Origin of the sequence: Candidatus Rickettsia tasmaniensis (assembly GCF_036857515.1) — a bacterium.
Taxonomy (GTDB): Bacteria; Pseudomonadota; Alphaproteobacteria; order Rickettsiales; family Rickettsiaceae; genus Rickettsia; species Rickettsia rickettsii.
Genome location: NZ_JAQCNX010000001.1, coordinates 1 through 17,303, shown reverse-complemented (window position 1 = coordinate 17,303; position 17,303 = coordinate 1). Strand labels below are relative to the sequence as shown.

Sequence of the window (17,303 nt, the reverse complement as noted above, 5' to 3'; positions counted from 1 at the left end):
ACTTGCATGATCTATTTTATTAAAAGGAGCAACATACCATGGATATTCACCTTCTTTAATGTCTTTTTGGATAAGAGCAATTTTTTCATAATATTCTTCTTTTAAAAATGTATCATTAGTATCTGTTAAGGCTATATTTTATAATCCTCTATTACCTTGTCTCAATAGCTCTGCCAATCACTAGTGAATAATTCTAGCAATTGCTTAAAAAAACTAAAACTAATTTGCATAATATAATAATATTAAGTTAATTTAAAAACTTTATGAATCAGAAGTTATTAGAGTCAGTTATTGACTAACGTTATCTAAACAATTCTGTAGTTCTTCTAAATTACTTATATTACTTAACTTATATGGATAATTAATTTTCCGGAGCATATTTGTTAGTACGCTTCCTGCCCCTATTTCTACTATATGAGCGATTTCTAATTTGTGAAATAGTTCTAAAGTTTCACGCCATCTAACTCGCCCGCATATCTGAAGAATTAAATTTTGTTTGATTTTTGTAGGATCTAGAGTAGGTTTTGCGGTATAATTTTGGATTATCGGTATCAGAGGCTTATTAATTATAGCTTTATCAAGAGCTACTCGCATTTTTTCTTCTGCCGGCTTCATTAAGCTACAATGAAATGGAGCACTGACTTTCAGCTTTATCGCTTTATAACCTAAATATTTAATTATACTAATAGCATGATCTATAGCTGTGGTCTTGCCGCTAATAACTATTTGTCCTTCGATGTTATCGTTGGCAATTTGGCATAAATTTATTTTGTTGATCTCTTCTAATATTTCTTCAAGTTTTTGAAGCGGAATATTGATACAAGCCGCCATGCTTCCCTCACCTTCAGGACATGCTTCCTGCATAGATGTACTACGTATATGAAGTAGTTTTGCTGCTGTCTCAAGGTTAATACTTTCGGTACTACATAAAGCACTATATTCACCTAGTGAATGACCGGCAGCATAATCGCAAAGACTATCCAAACTTTTACCGGTTTCAGCTTTGATAATATTTATTATTGCCATAGATACTGCCATTAATGCCGGTTGTGCGTTAGTGGTTAAGGTAAGTTCTTCAGAAGGTCCATTAAAAATTATATCAGTGAGTTTTCGGTTTAGTACTTCATCAACGATTTGAAAAGTTTCTTTGGCGGGTTTAAAATTATCATAAAAATCTTTTCCCATGCCGATCAATTGCAACCCTTGACCGGGGAAGATAAAAGCTGTTTTCATATTTTGTATTATCGATTGAGTTTATTAATAGATTTTATTAAAATTTTCTAAAATAGTCAAATTATTTTAAGCATTTTAAAACTGTTTTTCAATTGTTACGCTATATATAATTTTTACAAAAGTATTAATTTTTCTTAGCTCTATAACTTGATTACTTCCAACTAGTACTATAAATTAAACTAAGAAAATATAAACAAGGAAATTAGTTATGAAGTTAAAAGAATATTTTAAAAAATTAGAAAGTACAGCTTTTGGTCCGTGGCTTGCTGTATTTAAAAAATTATTTAGTAAAGAGGCATTAGAAGAGGAAATGCTGAATATAAAACTAAAGGAATCTGAAAAGCAAGAGGTTAATAAAAAAGATTTAGTTATTTTATCTAATAATGTTATTGAAATTGAACAAAAAGATACAATAGAGCATGAAATTTCAAGAGTTAACCAATATAAAGAAAATATAGGTTTGGTATTTACTCTAATTACCAATATTCAATTAGAAAAATTTGCAGAATTTATCTCTAATTTACCGAAAAAACATAGTGAATTTAAGGATTACTTTCGTAGTGAAGAACAAAAAGATGGGTTTTTTAAAGAAGATGCTTATAAAAAAGTTGTTAATAAAGGTAAATTAGTTGAAAAATTCCAAAACTCATATAAATATAATTATGAAAAAATAGAACAAAATGTTCATGAATTACAAGCTTATTTAGATTCATATGAATATAATTGTGGTATTCTTAAATCTGATTTATTAGGGCATGATTATTATCATAATGCATAAATTATTATGCTATCTATTTTAGAAGTAGTGGTTTCAATAAAAATCTTATTAATTTTCTTATGACAATATCTAAATATAAATGATTTAAATTTAAGATATAGGAGTTAAATTGAAATAAAAAATATTTAAGTTGAAATTTAAATAAATGTTACTACTATTATGTAGTATCTAACTAAATTCTGTGAAATTAATGATGTTTGATCAGTTAAATATCTTATATCCTCTGTTAATAAGTATTTTTATTTTTTTTGTTATAGTTGTTTTTTCTAAAATAACAAAGTATAAACAAGCCTTAAAAGAAAAAAATTTAAGTATTATTCCTTATTACCTTTTTCATAAGCATAATGCAGGGATGGTAATTGTTTAACCTTTCTATTTTAATTCTTGCTTTATTTTCAAAGAAACTTTCTAAAATTTTTAACATAAGACGCTAAATATATGTGCGTCTTAATAGTATATTATATTTAATATAGCAGCTATTAATTGAGAAATTTATCGCAAGTTTGTTTGGCTATTTCATACCAGCAATTTTCAGGAGTGGTAGATTTTTTACTAAAACCGCATATAATCAGCCTGTCTTTAGCTCTTGTCATTGCAACGTAGAGTAGTCTTATATATTCTTGCAAATCTTTTAATTTTTCAGCTTCTTTCAGCTCTTGCAAAAACTCAGGAGTATCGGCAGCATTAGCAGAGAAAAACATTTCTCCTTTATCATCCCAAATAAATTTATTGCTGCTTATCGGTAAAGTAGTAGAATCGCATAATATAACAATAGGAGTTTCAAGCCCTTTAGAGCCGTGGACTGTCATTACTCTTATTTTGTCTGAATGCCCCATATCACGTTTAATATAGATATCGTTATTCTCGAACCAAGCAACGAATCCTTGCAGTGAATTATCTATATCATTTGCATAGTTTTTGCTTAATGTTAATAGCTCATTTATCATATCATCACTATCACCATCGTAAATCTCTCGTAAATTTAGATTATGCACCACTAAATCAAAGAAGTTCTCAACAATCGATATTTTATAAATTTCAATTAGAGAATCTAACTTATTATATATCTCCTCATGTGAAGAGAGTATATCCCATAAGCTATTCTCACTTTTATTTACAAGAAGTTCGTATAATTGCTGCTCGCTTATTCCAATAATCGGTGATTTTAGTAAACCGGCAAGATTTAAATCATCATCAGGTAGTAACACAAATTTAGCTAATGAAATTAAATCCATTATAGTTAGATTTTCCTTAAGGTTCATTCTATCGCCTACCTCAACTTTAAGCTTAGCTTTGCTAAGTTCTTTGATCAGATTATTACTAAATTCATCTCTCTTTCTGACTAATATCATGAAATCTTTTTCAGATATTCTGTTTGCAGTAGACGGTAAAATTTCTTCGCTTTCTATTTGTTCTTTTATAAAATTTACAATTTTTTCTATGAGTAAATCGGCAGCAGATTTAGAATTTTCATAATCTTCAGGTAGTGCCCAAAAAGGCTCTTCTTGTTTTTCACTCGTCACTAATGGCCAAATCGTTACAGAGCCTTGATGTGTACGAAATGAGAATATTAAAGGATTATTCGAAAGGAATAAACTCGGGTAATTGGATTTTATATTTTTTAAAACATTATAAGTAAATTGTAAAATCTCTGTACATGATCTATAAGAATATTCAAGGGTGATATTTTTGAATTTCTTGTTAGCATTTGTAAGATTTGCTTTTAGTCGCTCATTTACTAAGTTGAAATTATGAAGATCAGCCCCTTGAAAACTGAAGATCGATTGTTTATCATCGCCGACTATGAAAACACTATTATTTGGCCTCTCTACAGCATTAAACTCTGTTATTAAAGTAGTAATAATATTCCACTGCGGGGGGCTTGTGTCTTGTGCTTCATCGACAAGAATATGATTTATCTCGCTTTCAAGCTTATGCAGCAACCACTCATGAGTAGTTTTATTATTTAGTAATTTCTCGGTGTAGTAAATTAAATCGTCGTAATCGAGTAAATTATTTTCTTCCTTATATGAATCGTATTTTTTTAAAATAATATGCGCAAGTTTAGTAAGTAAGTTCGTATGATATTCTAGTTCTTCTATGCGATGCAGCTCATCTAATCGGTAAATTTCAGAGGTAATTTTTTCTAGCTCTAGTAATAATTTAGGATATTTCCTTATTAATTCTTTCGATAAAAGGCTTTGTCGTTTTTTCCCGTCTTTGGTAAAAAAAATTTCTTTCGGTGCTATCTCCACATCATACTCGGCAAATAAGTTTTTTACCTTATCGTAAATATTATTTAATTCCCCTAACGCTAATCTTTTATTAGATATTTCTTTGGGAATTTGCTTATTTATCAATAACTTTCTGAATTTAATTTTCTGCTCGATTATCTCGGTAAAAATATCTTGCAGAGTTATTTCATGAAATCGGTTAAGTAAAATTTGAATTAAGTCATTATGTTCATCGCTTAAGTAAATTTCGTTTCTGATATTTAGGAAGATATCTTGTAATTTAGTTTCTTCAAGGATTTTAAATTCTGGTGTTATGCCGGCTTCTAAGGGGAAAGTGTTAAGAATTTTTTGACAAAAAGCATGAATTGTATAGATATTTAAAAGCTTATTGCTATTTAGTATTTTATCATATAAAGTTTTTGCGTTTTCTGTTTCTTGCGGCGATGGCTTATTGCCGCTCATTAAGAAAAGTGATTCTTCTAGTTTCTCGGCGTTGCAAAGAGAAAGATATTTAAGTCTGCTATTAATCCTTACTTGCATCTCTATAGCTGCAGCTTTAGTAAAAGTAAGGCATAAAATATTGGAAGGCTCTACGCCCGTTATTAACAGACGTAAAAATCGATCGGTTAGGATTTTGGTTTTACCGGTACCGGCAGATGCTGATACCCAAACGGAGTAATTAGGATCGGATGCTTCTCTTTGTAAATCACTCATTTATGTATCGATTTTCTACTGTCACCCCGTGGCTTGACCACGGGGTCCAGTCTTTTTAATTATTTTTCTGGATTCCGCTACAAGCTCGCGGGATGACATCCACAGCCATATAACGACGCCGATAAATTACATATATTACGATTAAAGAAATAGCAAGTCCAAACCAAGTTAGGGCGTATTCTAAATGGTCATTTCTGATTGCTGCTAAATGATTTATTGCAAGAGGCAATAAAATATCTAGATTGCTGATATCTTTTCCTTCCGCAATAATATAAAAATTCTCAAGATCTAAGCCTAACACTTTGGATGTTTCTTTTAAATTTAGCGTTAGCCACACATTATTTTTTATATCGTTAGCAGGTAAGTAGATACGAGTTTTTTCTGATGGCATGGTAACACCGATAATCTCGTGCTGCCGGTCGTTTGTAGCGTGCGTGATAATATTTTTATTGCGATTACTGAACCAACCTCGTGCTACTAAAATAACTTTATCTTCTATGGTTTTAAAAGGAGTAACTAAATAATATCCGTCTTTTTCACTCGACATTGACCTTCTACCGTATAAATATATGTCTTTATTAGGCAAAAATTGACCGGTAATTTTTACTTTGTGATAAGGTAAACCGTCTTGAATTTCTGCTAAATTAATTGCAGGTGAGGTTAGGTTAGCTTGCATTGAAGCTAAAAATAATTTCTTTTCTTTTAAACGACTAAGCTGCCAAAAGCCTAAAGAGATAAGTATTGTAAAGGTTATAAATACAAGAAAATTTGTTTTCATAGATAAGTTTTAAGGGGATTGTTGATAATCGTCATTGTGAGCGACTAAAAGGAGCGTGGCAATCTCATGAAATAATATAAAATTCCTGAGATTGCCACGTCGATGCTGTGCATCTCCTCGCAATGACGTTTTACTAAGCAGTTTTTAAAATCCTACTGAGAAACTCTTTATGTTTTTGCAGCTCTTCTTTTGTAGGTTTAATAACAATAGTAGCTTGCTCTGTTTTGTTATTTATTTGATTAGTTGCTAAATTATTTATTCCGGCAGATTTATCAACCATTTTAAAAGCGGATTGTCTACCGCCCATTAACTCTACATATACTTCTGCAAGTAATGCTGCATCTTTCAAAGCTCCGTGAAGCTGCCTACCTGAATTATCAACTTTAAATCTTTTACATAATGCATCAAGATTATATTTTGAGCCTGGAAACATGCTTCTAGCCATTACTAAAGTATCAATAGTATTTGCTAGTTCCAAGAGTTGAATTTCGGTTCTTTTTAATAATGATAATTCGTGATTTAGAAATTTAATATCGAAAGGAGCATTATGAATAATCAGTTTGCTATCTGAAATAAACTCTAAAAAATCATCGGCTATTGTATGAAATAGAGGCTTGTCTTTTAAAAATTCGCCGGATATGCCATGAATTCTATAAGCCTCAAACGGCATATCTCGCTCAGGATTAATATAAAAATGAAAATTCCTGCCTGTTAATACCTTATTTATCATCTCAATAGCACCGATCTCAACGATTCGATGACCTTGTCGTGGGTCAAGTCCCGTAGTTTCGGTATCTAAAATTATTTCTCTTAAACTCGACATTCCAAATCCTTTATTAGCTTCGCTATTTGTTTTTCCAAGTCTAACATATCAACGCCGCTATTTATAGCAAAATCTGCTTTTGCTATTTTGCTCTCTTGTGATAGTTGAATTTCTTTGATTTTATTATAAATTTCTATATCAAACGAAGATCTCGTTATTGCTCTTTGCATTCTTATTTCTTCAGAGCAGTATATTGTTACGACAAAATCAAAATATTTATCAAATTTAGCTTCATAAAGCAGCGGTATCTCGGCAAAGCCAAATTTGGAATTAGCATTTTCTTTTTTAAATAAAATGAGTTTATCTATTAGTAAGGGGTAAATAAAATTTTGTAGTTTTTCTCTAGCTAGGTCGTTATTGTAAATTAAATTACTGATTTTTCCAATATTGAAAGACTCAAGTTCAGGTAGTAATTTTAAAATCTGAGTTTGCAAAACTACATCTTGATATAATTCTTTTATGCATCTATCGGCACAAAAAGTTTTATATCCTTTTTCTGCTAAATAATCCAACATAAAAGTTTTGCCCGATGCATAGCTACCGGTAATACCTATTGCTAACATTTTGTTATAAAAATTTTATGTTCATTAGCGAGTTTTATAGTTAATTCTTCTTCGACTATAATTACATTATTTTTTTGAATCGCTACCCCTTTGTAATTATATTTAGCAAGATTCTTTATAGTATTAGGACCGATCGTCGGCATATCTAGTCTATTATCTTGACCTAATTTCGCTATTTTTACTAATACTCCTCCATGAGGATTTTTACGTAAATCTGCACATCTCGTTATTAAATTATCCGTTCCTTCGGCAGCCTCTATACCAAGTATGTAGCCACTTTCAACTATAACCGATTGTGCGATGTCGAATGCACTTAGATGATTCAATAATTTTATTCCAAGCTCAATATCATTTTTATCTGAACTTATAGGGTTAGTATCGGTTATAATATTGGAGTTACCTTGTTGATTTTTATATATTTCATTACTTGAAATTACCTTGAAACCGTAACTTTCAAAAAAATCTGCTACTGTTTTTAGCAAACTATCATCTCCTCGAACTTTTTGCCCAACTATTTTGAAAAGCAGTAAACCGCCTATTTTATCTACGGCTAAATTTTTAAAATTCGGTCTATTAACTCCACCGATAAAAATAATATTTTTTACCTCATGCTCCTTAAAATATTTTATAGCTTCCCCGACCATACCGATTTTTAAAATCTTATATGCAAAATCTTTAATTTGATCTATATCAGCTTCGTCTTTAATTGCCGCTATATAGCAATTACCGCCTTGCTTTGTATAATTACCTGCTATTAAGTAAGGTAATGAACCTCTGCCGGCGATAATTCCAAGATTTGGTAGCATAATTAAGTTTTTAATTTAGAATTCTAAACATTTATTATAAGTCCATTTTTAATATAAATCTAGAATTCTTATTTGACCTTTACATTTTAATCAAATTAAGGCATAATATTTGGTGCTAATATAGCTATAGTAATAAACGTAATTTAGAATAGAGGTTGCGGACTCGGGGGCAGTACCCGACGCCTCCACCAAAACTTTCTAAATAACTTGCTCCTAAAGGTAATTTGTACGTCGATCCGGTACTCGAATCCTCACGTTACTTGCGTGTACGCTGCGGTTCTGCGTTCCGTGTCGCCTTCAAATTTCTCTTTATTAGCTACGTCATTTAGAAAAGTTTAAATATGTAATAACTCTTAAAGAGTAGACAATACGAAGTTCATCGAGTATTTTTGGGGGGCGAAATAGGATCGACGTGCCTAATAAAAAGATTGCTTTTACTCGGGATGATTCCGCCGATGGTTTTTGCCATATGGGTCAAAACAAAGAAACGCAAACGATAATAATCGTTCTGTAGGTTGTTTAGCTTTAGCAGCTTAACCCTACGCGGCTGGAGGGTGTGCCGGGCAACAGAAAAACCCTCACTTATACTTGTTTAATTTGAAAAATTGGCATTGCCTAAAAACGGTTGATCTCGTCATTGCGAGCGAACGTAGAGAATGTGGCAATCTCATAAAGTAGGACTCCTGAGATTGTTTCGTCAAAACTTACAGTTTTTCCTCGCAATGACGTAAACTGTTCAAATTAAACTTCGTCGACCTATTTTTATTTATTTTTCTCGTATGAATATTGAATATAAAAAATTTGTGCATGAATCTATGCTAGAATTTGTGAAAAAAATTCTAACAAAAATTCAGCATGAAAATTTATATTGGGATCAGTTAATATACATATCGTACAGAACCGATAACCCTGCGGTAATTTTACCTTCAAAAGTTAAACAGGCATATCCGGAACAGATAACAATAGTACTGCAGTATCAGTTTGAAAATTTAATAGTAAATGATACGGGCTTTTCTTTAACGGTAAGTTTTGACGGTGTTAAAGAAATAATTTACGTACCTTTTGATGCACTTATTAGCTTTGTTGATTCCAATAATAATTACAGTCTCACTTTTAATCAGTCGTTAAATATACACGAAAATCCTCAACATGAAGAGGAAATAAGTAATAATAAAAGTTATCAGACTTTATCATCTTCAAGTCCAAATGTTATAATGTTAGATAAGTTTCGTAATTCTTCTAAACCTAGTTAATGCATATTATGGATTCAAAAGTAGTGATATATACTGATGGTGCATGTGCGGGTAATCCAGGTCCCGGAGGGTGGGGAGCTTTGCTTCAATTTAACGATACTAGCAAAGAAGTATTTGGGTATGAGTTAGATACGACTAATAATCGTATGGAAATTACTGCAGCACTTGAAGCCTTGAGAATTTTAAAAAAATCTTGTAATATTGAGATTTATACCGATAGCAAATATTTGCAACAAGGAATTACCGCTTGGATTCATAATTGGATAAAAAATAATTGGTGTAAAAGCAACAATGAACCCGTTAAAAATGCCGATTTATGGCAAAAATTATACGCAGAATTGAGTAAACATACTATTATTTGGAAATGGGTAAGAGGTCATGCAAATAATAGCGGTAATATTGCTGCCGATAAACTTGCAGTGCAAGGAAGAGAAACTGCTATAGAAATTTTAAAATGTCGTGGATAGATAAGTTTTTTATTACTTTTTTTCACAAAAAAGTAGGAGAAGATGAGTTTTTGAATCAATATTATGAAGGCCGTAATATTGATTATTTAGGGCGTCCAAGGAGGTTTGTTATTTATAAAAATGTAAATGAACCTACAAAAATTCCGCCAAGTTGGCACGCTTGGTTACATCATTTAGTAAATGAGATACCAAAAAATATTCAGCTTTTTCCATGGCAAAAGAATAATAAAATAGTTAAAAAGCTGCCTAAAACATCAAATCTTAAATATAATAGATGGCAACCGTAATATTAATAAAATATAAAAAACAATGCAACAGAACATTATTGAAACAATTATAGGCTTTGTAGTATTAATTATTGCTTTGCTATTTTTGATTTTTGCCTACAAAACAGGTAGTTCTATAACTAGCTCAAAAGGCTATCAGGTAACTGCTCATTTCCAAAGTGCAGAAGGGATAGCAGTTGGAAGCGACGTAATGATTTCAGGTATAAAAATCGGTAGTGTAAAGAAAATTACTTTAGATCCAAATAGCTTTTATGCAAGTGTATCTCTAAATATTAATGATGATGTTAAAATACCTAAAGATTCTAAAGCCCAAGTAGTCACCAGTGGGTTACTTGGAGGTAAATATATTTCAATTGTACCGGGTAATGACGATGAAAATTTAGCGGCTAATGAAGAGATAAAATATACTCAATCAGCAATTAATATTGAATCATTAATTAATAAAATTGTTTCTTCATTCGGTAGTAAGTAGAAGTAATACGAAATAAAAAATCATTAAATTTAGCCGAATCTAGTTTAGATTCGGTTTTTTTATTGTTTAAGCTATTGTAAAGTTCTTATAAGAGGAGTATCGTGTAAGTTTTGTAGGCAAAATAATTTGCTTAACAAAATATAAACTAATAAAGGAGTAAATTATGAAAGAATCAAATTCAAACTCTGCTAAAGCAGATGTCGAAGGTATCAAAAAAGATATTGAAAGCTTAGTGTCAAGATTACGTAATTTAAAAGGTCAATCCGGAGATATTCTAGATGAGCCGTTAGGTAATTTATCATCCCGTTATGGAATATTATAAAGATAAAGGAATGGATAAAGGTAAAGCTAATGTAGCGGATTTATGTGAGTCGACACGTGACCACCCTTTGCGGAATCTCGCCTACGCTTTTGGTGCAGGTGTATTGCTCGCTATTCTTATGAAATAGGTAATTCAATGTTAAAATCTCTAATATATGAATTATTAAAAAGTAGCATTAAGCAAGAAGAGAAATCTTATGGCAAACCATTTGTCTATTTTTTTAATATTCTAGGTTTAGTTTTAATAATTATTGCTAATTATTGTTATTGTTCGGATAGTCTGGAATTTTATTTTCTTATGCAAAGCGGAATAATTTCTATTATATCTTCTATGGTTATTGAAGCTGTTAGATGTTATTTAAAATACAAAAATAGATATCGTACTTTAGATTGTTGAAGATCAAAAAGTAGAGAGTTAGTAGAGAGCATCAGTACGTCGTTTACTGACTTAGTCTCAACTAAGACCTTAATAAGATATTTACCTACGATAATTTGCTATGTTCCAAGTACCGTACTGACATTTTTAGTATGTACTTATATTAAAAGAAAATTCTTAAAAAATGTTACATATCCACTTTTAGGTAAGTAGTAATTTATTTCTTGGTTTAGGTAACTCTAAACCAAGCTTTAAATAACTCTGTCTTACTTAAAAATATAGTTTCAATATTAAGCTCTTGATGCCGAATTTTGTAAGATTCGCTTATACGACTTCGTTAAGCTCACTCTTAAATTTGTTATTTGAGTGTCTGATTTTGTTTTTGGGAAATCTACATTATCTTAGCCAAGTGTATGAAAGTGTTGAAGCTTTCTTCGTCATCTTTGGTCATTATATAAGGCACTTTGACATATACAAGCATTTGATGTGTTTTGTCCGATATTTTATTTTTCTCTAAAAACGCATATAATTTATGAGTATTGTTATGTTCATCTTGTATACTAAACACTTTATTTACTGCAACTGATTTATCGGATTTTGATATAAAATCATCAATAAAATAGTTTAAAGAATCTCTAAATAATTCGCTTAATTGCTTATCATTTTCAAGTGCTTCATATGATAATGATCTTGCAGTTTTCAACTTAAAATATGATTTAATCATTTCAAGAGCAGAATATCTATCGTAGTTCTTATTAAGAATTTTATATAACATTTTTTTATCAAAATATGCAGGTATTTTTTTAAAATCCTTATTAATAATTTGCTGTTTGTAATAAGATAATTGACGCATAAACACGATAACAGTAGCTGTAAGGCCTGCAACTAAGATAGAGTATAAATTTAGTGATTGAAAAAACATATTTTGAATATATTTAATTATAACTACCAATGATAGTATAGTATTTTGCTTTTCAATCTAAAAATGAACCATTACTGTATATTACTTATTTTTTCTTTCAATTAGTTTATTTATCACATATCTATCATGCTAATAAAATAAAGTAAATTTAAAGTACTAATTATTAGTTTGTTTCTTGCTTTTAACGTTACTACTTGCTGGGGAATACAGTTAAATCTATATAATTACAACTATAAAAAACATCGCAATATATTATAGCTTTTTTCTATCAATTCACAAAATATATTAAGCTGCACTTCCTTTTCTTATTTATCGTGTAAAGCGAAATTGCCTATTGACTTTTATATAAAACAGTATAAATTTCTTTACAATTTAATTTTTTGTAAAGAGTTTATGTTAGGCTATGAACAAGAACAGAGAAGTTTAACAAGCGATCAAAAAGAAGCCACAGGCATTTTATCTACTGCTACTTTTCTTGAGTATTTTGATTTAATGTTGTACATCCATTTAGCAGTATTGTTAAATGAATTGTTCTTTCCTAAATATGATTTGAGTGCAGCTTCTCTTCTCTCTGCATTTACCTTTTGTTCTACCTTTATATTTAGACCACTAGGAGCATATATTTTTGGTCGAATAGGGTGATATTAGGGCAAAAATCTACTGTTATTATCTACCTTAATGGCTTTATCCTGTATAATTATGGCAAATGCTCCTACTTATGAACAAGTAGGTTATTTTGCTGCTGTATTAATCACAATTTGCCGTGCAATTCAAGGTATAGCTTCTGTAGGTGAAATAGTGGTAGCAGAACTTTATTTAACTGAAATTACAAAACCACCTATACAATATCCCGTAGTTTCTTTTATCGCCGTAGCATCAGTAATTGGGACAACTGTAGCTTTAGCTATAGTATCTTTAGTTACTACTCAAGGATTGAATTGGCGTCTTGCCGTTTGGATAGGTGCAATTATTGCAGTTGTGAGAGGTTACGCTAGAGCTCATCTTAGAGAAACGCCTGATTTTGTAGATGCAAGTGCTAGACTTTTACGAAAATATGAAAAGGCAAATATCAACAAAAAAGAATTAAAAAACGATGAGATTTTTAACCAAAAACCTAATAAGAAGACAACTATATATTTTTTCATAATGAGTTGTGCTTGGCCCATATGTTTCTACTATACTTATATTACTTGTGGTGAAGTTTTAAAGAATGCATTTGGATATAGTGCAGCTCAGGTTATTCATCATAATTTTATTATTTCAATGTTCCACCTAGCTAGTATGTCTTTAATATGTTTTCTAAGTTATAAAATATATCCTTTAAAAATTCTTAGAGTAAAATTAGCTTTACTCTTTATATTTATTCTATTTGCACCATACCTTTTAAAAAGTACAACTACACCTCTCCAGCTTCTTTTAATTCAAATAGGTTTGATAATATGTTCATTTGATACTGTTCCTGCTGTTTCAATCTTTTTTAGGCATTTTCCGGTTTTTAAACGCTTTACAGTAGTATGATATATGCTGTTTCTAGAGCCTTAATGTATATAATCACTTCGTTTGGAATTATATATTTAACAAAATATTTGGGTCAATATGGTTTGTTTGTTGTGATGGTTCCATTACTTATAATTTGATGTTTGGTCTAAATCATTTTCAAAAGTTGGAAAAAGAAGCAGGTTATTCATAGTGAATAATGATATTTGTTTTTGTTGAGAAAATTTATCTTTGTATAAAAACCTATAGCAAATTGCATTAAACTTTTCTTCAATTTCATAACACTCTAAATGTATAGCAACAACTAGAAACTTCTTAAATGTTTCCACAATAATCTGCTTCGCTTTTTCAGGTGATTTAGCTGCTAATGTTTGTACATTATGAATACGATCAAATAATTTTATAAGTGCGGATCATATCTTTTTTGCTTAATTAATAGGTTTAAGCTTTCCTCAACACTAATTTTTCCGTGAGGTTTAATTCTAGTTAAACCTTCTACATGTTTTGCTATTTCTTTACCAAAAATTTCGATGATCATCTTTTCAGTAAGTTCTGTATTCTTAATAGTATAGTGAAGTAGAGCAGCATTTATCATATTAGAAGTAAAAAGCTTAGGCGCTTCGTCTGCTACAAACTCTGCAAGCATAATCGCTACTTCGATCGGGTGCGAATAATACGGATCGCCTGACTGACGCATTTGTGAACCATGATATTTACGAGCGTAGAAGATACCTTTTTTAACTTCCTCTATATCAACAGGATTTTTTACTTTAGTGTTTAAATATTCGAGTTTATCAAGTAGCTTTTTAGCGTAAACACAAATTTCAAACTTTTCTTTCCAAGAGCTTATATCTTCCATAAAAGTTATTTTATTTATATTAATAATAGTTGATTACAATTAAAGCAAAAGTTAAAAAATTGCAATAACAAATAATTTTTTAACTTTAAATAGATTAATAGCTTTTGGTTACATTGTATTTAAACAATTTCATTTTGTGTTATTATTTATTTTTGCTTCTTGTTCTTGCTGTAATTTATACTCTGCTGCTTTTTCTTCTATATAGTTAAAAAAGAAATAACAAAAAGTTAAAAAACTAGTGAGAATAATAGCAAATGTTATTAATATTAACTTAAGCTCTTTCCTTGCATTTTGAGCTTTTAAACGCTTTTCCTCCTCTTCATCTATTATTCACTCAGAGGTTAAAGTTTCTTCTTCTTTATTTTCCATATGTTAACTCTTATAAATTATATTATGAATGACAGAGTTTAATTATCATTTAAGAAAAGTAATCTATAGAAGTAATTAAAATAAGTCAATGACTATAATTATTTAGAGTTGAAAAGATTATCATTACGCGGGAATGACATCGGAAGGCTAAATTACAGCATAAAACAACTGCTTCTAGGTGATACCTGCTTTTAATCTTAATTTTTATATTCCAGGATAAACTATAGTATGCTAAGATATTGCTTTTAAAAATAAGTGATTATCAGTGTCAAAATTTTCTTTTAATATTCATAATCAGCATAAAAAAGCTAGAAGCGGTATTATCGTAACCGCACACGGTGAGATGCGTACTCCCGCTTTTATGCCGGTTGGAACTAGAGGAACGGTTAAGGCAATGCTACCTGAATCGGTAGCAGAAACGGGGGCGGATATATTGCTTGGCAATACTTACCACTTAATGCTTCAGCCGACTGCCGAACGTATAGTACGGCTTGGTGGCTTACATAAATTCATGAATTGGGATAAGCCGATATTAACCGATTCTGGCGGTTTTCAGGTAATGTCGCTATCGAAGTTACGCAAGATAACCGAAGAGGGAGTAAGTTTCAGCTCTCATATTAACGGCGATAAATATATGTTAACTCCTGAGCGTTCTACCGAAATACAATATCTGCTCGGTAGCACAATCACTATGGCTTTTGATGAATGTACGCCTTACCCTGCAACCTTTGAAGAAGCTAAAACTTCTATGCAGCTTACGACTAGATGGGCGAATAGATCACGTAATGCTTTTGTTAAGCGGGAAGGCTATGCACAATTCGGTATTATTCAAGGTAGCGTTTACGAAGAATTACGTGATCAATCGGCTAAGGATCTAGTAGAACTTGATTTTGAGGGTTATGCTATAGGTGGACTTGCAGTAGGTGAGGGGCAGGAGCTTATGTTTAAAGTACTTGATTATGCTCCTGATTTTCTGCCGCAAAATAAGCCACGTTATTTAATGGGAGTCGGTAAGCCTGCTGATATTATAGGTGCGGTTAGCAGGGGTATAGATATGTTTGACTGTGTAATCCCGACACGCTCAGGTCGCAACGGTCAGGCTTTTACGAAATACGGTACGGTAAATATCCGCAATAGCAAATATGCCGATGATAACAAGCCGCTAGAACATGATTGCCTATGTCCTGCTTGTAGAAACTATAGTAAAGCTTATCTACATCATTTAGTTAGAAGCGGTGAAATACTTGGCTCTATGCTAATGACATGGCATAATTTAACATATTTCCAAAATTTCATGAGCCGTATTAGAGCATATATTAAACTAGGTAAAGATTTTGATTTTGATTCTTAAAGTGACTAGTTATAAAACATGCCTTATTACATGTAAACGTACTTAAGTAGGTTATGTTATGAAAAAAGTTTGTGCAGATCACACTTCAGTGATTGTAACTAGACAAAAACAAAAACAGGTGGTTATTATGTCGCTTGAAGATCCATAATGCTATGGAGGAAACTATACTTGTTAAAAAGTCATAAAAATGCTGAAAGACTAAAACGAGCAATTAGCGATTTTGAAGAAAATAAAAATTTTAGGAATTGGATTTGATTGTACATTAAAATAAAAGTATGAACTACTAATGCAAAATATTGATTTAATATCTGAAGAGGAAGCACAAGAATTACTAGAAGAACTCGCTGATAAAATAGCAGCGTATAACCATGCTTATTATATAGAAGATAATCCTTTAGTTTCTGATAGCGAGTATGATCAGCTATTTAATACCAATCTCAAGTTAGAACAAAAATTTCCTCATTTAATTTTAGAAAATAGTCCTAGCAAAAAAGTAGGGGCTAAAATAGCAAATAAATTTGCTAAAGTTACGCATCAAGTGCCTATGCTATCTCTCAGTAATGCTTTTGATAAGCAAGATGTGAAAGATTTTGTAGACCGTATAAAAAATTTCTTATGCCTTAATGAGTTTGCTCCTATCTTTTGTGAACCTAAAATAGACGGTTTGTCTTTTTCTGCTGTTTATAAAAACGGGGTGCTTACAACGGGAGCTACAAGAGGTGACGGATATGTTGGTGAAGATATAACAGCAAATATTAAAACAATCAAAAATTTTCCTCATAAAATAGATAATGTTCCAGAGTTTTTAGAAGTACGAGGGGAAATTTATATTGAAAAACAAGATTTTTTAAATCTAAATAAAGAACAAGAAGAGCAGGGCAAGGATAAATTTGCCAATCCTCGTAATGCTGCTGCCGGATCACTTCGTCAGCTTGATGCTTCTATTACGGCTAAAAGACCGCTCAAATATTTTGTATATTCAGGAGGGGTAACTGAACAGAATCTCGCTTCTTCACAAGATCAATTACTTACAAAATTAAAAGAATGCGGCTTTAACATTAATGAAGTATCTAAACTTGCGAGTTCTGAAGAAGAAATTTTCGCCTTTTACGAATATCTCAAAACCAATAGAGAAAATTTACCTTATGAAATTGATGGAGTAGTATATAAGCTAAATGATTTTGCACTGCAAAATAGAAT

General features: G+C 31.0%; 15 protein-coding genes, 1 other RNA gene and 4 pseudogenes. 11 read left to right on the top strand and 9 right to left on the bottom strand.

Going from position 1 to position 17,303, the window contains the following annotated elements; translation table 11 throughout:
- Positions 1-288 precede the first annotated feature (288 nt).
- Positions 289-1,233 carry an ACP S-malonyltransferase gene (fabD, locus tag O6R16_RS00100; protein WP_499679489.1) on the bottom strand — a complete coding sequence of 315 codons (945 nt, stop codon included), beginning with the start codon at positions 1,231-1,233 and terminating at the stop codon, positions 289-291.
- A gap of 208 nt (positions 1,234-1,441) precedes the next feature.
- Here fabD and O6R16_RS00095 point away from each other — a divergent pair, with 208 nt between their 5' ends.
- Positions 1,442-2,011, top strand: a complete 570-nt coding sequence (locus O6R16_RS00095) for a hypothetical protein (RefSeq protein ID WP_499679488.1) — start codon at positions 1,442-1,444, stop codon at positions 2,009-2,011.
- Positions 2,012-2,490: 479 nt separating this feature from the next.
- Here the strand turns inward: O6R16_RS00095 and O6R16_RS00090 are convergent, their stop codons facing one another.
- From O6R16_RS00090 to O6R16_RS00070, 5 genes are all read right to left on the bottom strand, one after another.
- The gene (locus O6R16_RS00090) at positions 2,491-4,959 is read right to left on the bottom strand and encodes a UvrD-helicase domain-containing protein (protein WP_499679487.1); all 2,469 of its coding nucleotides are present in this window, start codon (positions 4,957-4,959) and stop codon (positions 2,491-2,493) included.
- A 55-nt stretch (positions 4,960-5,014) separates the two neighbouring features.
- Positions 5,015-5,737 (bottom strand): SURF1 family protein, encoded by a 723-nt coding sequence (locus O6R16_RS00085; RefSeq protein ID WP_499679486.1) that lies wholly within the window; start codon positions 5,735-5,737, stop codon positions 5,015-5,017.
- A 133-nt stretch (positions 5,738-5,870) separates the two neighbouring features.
- Entirely contained in the window at positions 5,871-6,560 is a 690-nt protein-coding gene (gene dnaQ, locus O6R16_RS00080; protein ID WP_499679485.1) for a DNA polymerase III subunit epsilon, read from the bottom strand.
- Complete coding sequence (gene coaE, locus O6R16_RS00075) at positions 6,548-7,123, bottom strand: dephospho-CoA kinase (protein WP_014409557.1); 576 nt, start codon at positions 7,121-7,123, stop codon at positions 6,548-6,550. Before coaE ends, dnaQ begins: the two co-directional genes overlap by 13 nt.
- Positions 7,117-7,929, bottom strand: a complete 813-nt coding sequence (locus O6R16_RS00070; RefSeq protein ID WP_499679484.1) for an LpxI family protein — start codon at positions 7,927-7,929, stop codon at positions 7,117-7,119. Before O6R16_RS00070 ends, coaE begins: the two co-directional genes overlap by 7 nt.
- Positions 7,930-8,003: 74 nt before the next feature.
- On the opposite strand from O6R16_RS00070, the gene ssrA reads away from it, so the two are divergent.
- The 7 genes and pseudogenes from ssrA to O6R16_RS00035 all read left to right on the top strand — a co-directional run bounded on the left by ssrA (position 8,004) and on the right by O6R16_RS00035 (position 11,318).
- Positions 8,004-8,512: a transfer-messenger RNA gene (gene ssrA / locus O6R16_RS00065) on the top strand.
- Between the two features lie 196 nt (positions 8,513-8,708).
- Positions 8,709-9,182: a ClpXP protease specificity-enhancing factor SspB gene (locus tag O6R16_RS00060; RefSeq protein WP_499679483.1), complete on the top strand. Its 474-nt coding sequence runs from the start codon at positions 8,709-8,711 to the stop codon at positions 9,180-9,182.
- Positions 9,182-9,649, top strand: a complete 468-nt coding sequence (gene rnhA, locus O6R16_RS00055; protein WP_499679482.1) for a ribonuclease HI — start codon at positions 9,182-9,184, stop codon at positions 9,647-9,649. Before O6R16_RS00060 ends, rnhA begins: the two co-directional genes overlap by 1 nt.
- Positions 9,637-9,936 (top strand): NADH-ubiquinone oxidoreductase subunit NDUFA12 family protein, encoded by a 300-nt coding sequence (locus O6R16_RS00050; RefSeq protein ID WP_499679481.1) that lies wholly within the window; start codon positions 9,637-9,639, stop codon positions 9,934-9,936. Before rnhA ends, O6R16_RS00050 begins: the two co-directional genes overlap by 13 nt.
- Positions 9,937-9,958: 22 nt before the next feature.
- Positions 9,959-10,408 carry an outer membrane lipid asymmetry maintenance protein MlaD gene (gene mlaD, locus O6R16_RS00045; RefSeq protein WP_499679480.1) on the top strand — a complete coding sequence of 150 codons (450 nt, stop codon included), beginning with the start codon at positions 9,959-9,961 and terminating at the stop codon, positions 10,406-10,408.
- 163 nt (positions 10,409-10,571) lie between these two features.
- Positions 10,572-10,857, top strand: a pseudogene (locus O6R16_RS00040) (hypothetical protein).
- 8 nt (positions 10,858-10,865) lie between these two features.
- Positions 10,866-11,318 (top strand): annotated as a pseudogene (locus O6R16_RS00035) (hypothetical protein).
- Positions 11,319-11,496: 178 nt separating this feature from the next.
- On the opposite strand, the gene O6R16_RS00030 reads toward O6R16_RS00035, so the two are convergent.
- Positions 11,497-12,057 (bottom strand): hypothetical protein, encoded by a 561-nt coding sequence (locus O6R16_RS00030; RefSeq protein WP_499679479.1) that lies wholly within the window; start codon positions 12,055-12,057, stop codon positions 11,497-11,499.
- A gap of 363 nt (positions 12,058-12,420) precedes the next feature.
- Here O6R16_RS00030 and O6R16_RS00025 point away from each other — a divergent pair.
- Positions 12,421-13,717, top strand: a pseudogene (locus O6R16_RS00025) (MFS transporter).
- Positions 13,718-13,748: 31 nt separating this feature from the next.
- Here the strand turns inward: O6R16_RS00025 and O6R16_RS00020 are convergent.
- A pseudogene (locus tag O6R16_RS00020) lies at positions 13,749-14,383 on the bottom strand (HD domain-containing protein); the annotation flags it as partial.
- A 129-nt stretch (positions 14,384-14,512) separates the two neighbouring features.
- A complete protein-coding gene (locus tag O6R16_RS00015; RefSeq protein WP_156405199.1) occupies positions 14,513-14,713 on the bottom strand; it encodes an RP671a family tick cell line-upregulated protein in 201 nt (66 codons plus the stop codon).
- Between the two features lie 304 nt (positions 14,714-15,017).
- Between O6R16_RS00015 and tgt the strand changes: the two genes are divergently transcribed.
- Together tgt and ligA are read left to right on the top strand one after the other, a co-directional pair.
- Positions 15,018-16,103 carry a tRNA guanosine(34) transglycosylase Tgt gene (gene tgt, locus O6R16_RS00010; RefSeq protein WP_499679478.1) on the top strand — a complete coding sequence of 362 codons (1,086 nt, stop codon included), beginning with the start codon at positions 15,018-15,020 and terminating at the stop codon, positions 16,101-16,103.
- Positions 16,104-16,389: 286 nt separating this feature from the next.
- Positions 16,390-17,303: NAD-dependent DNA ligase LigA (ligA, locus tag O6R16_RS00005; RefSeq protein ID WP_499679477.1), on the top strand; the 914-nt coding region annotated here is incomplete at its 3' end.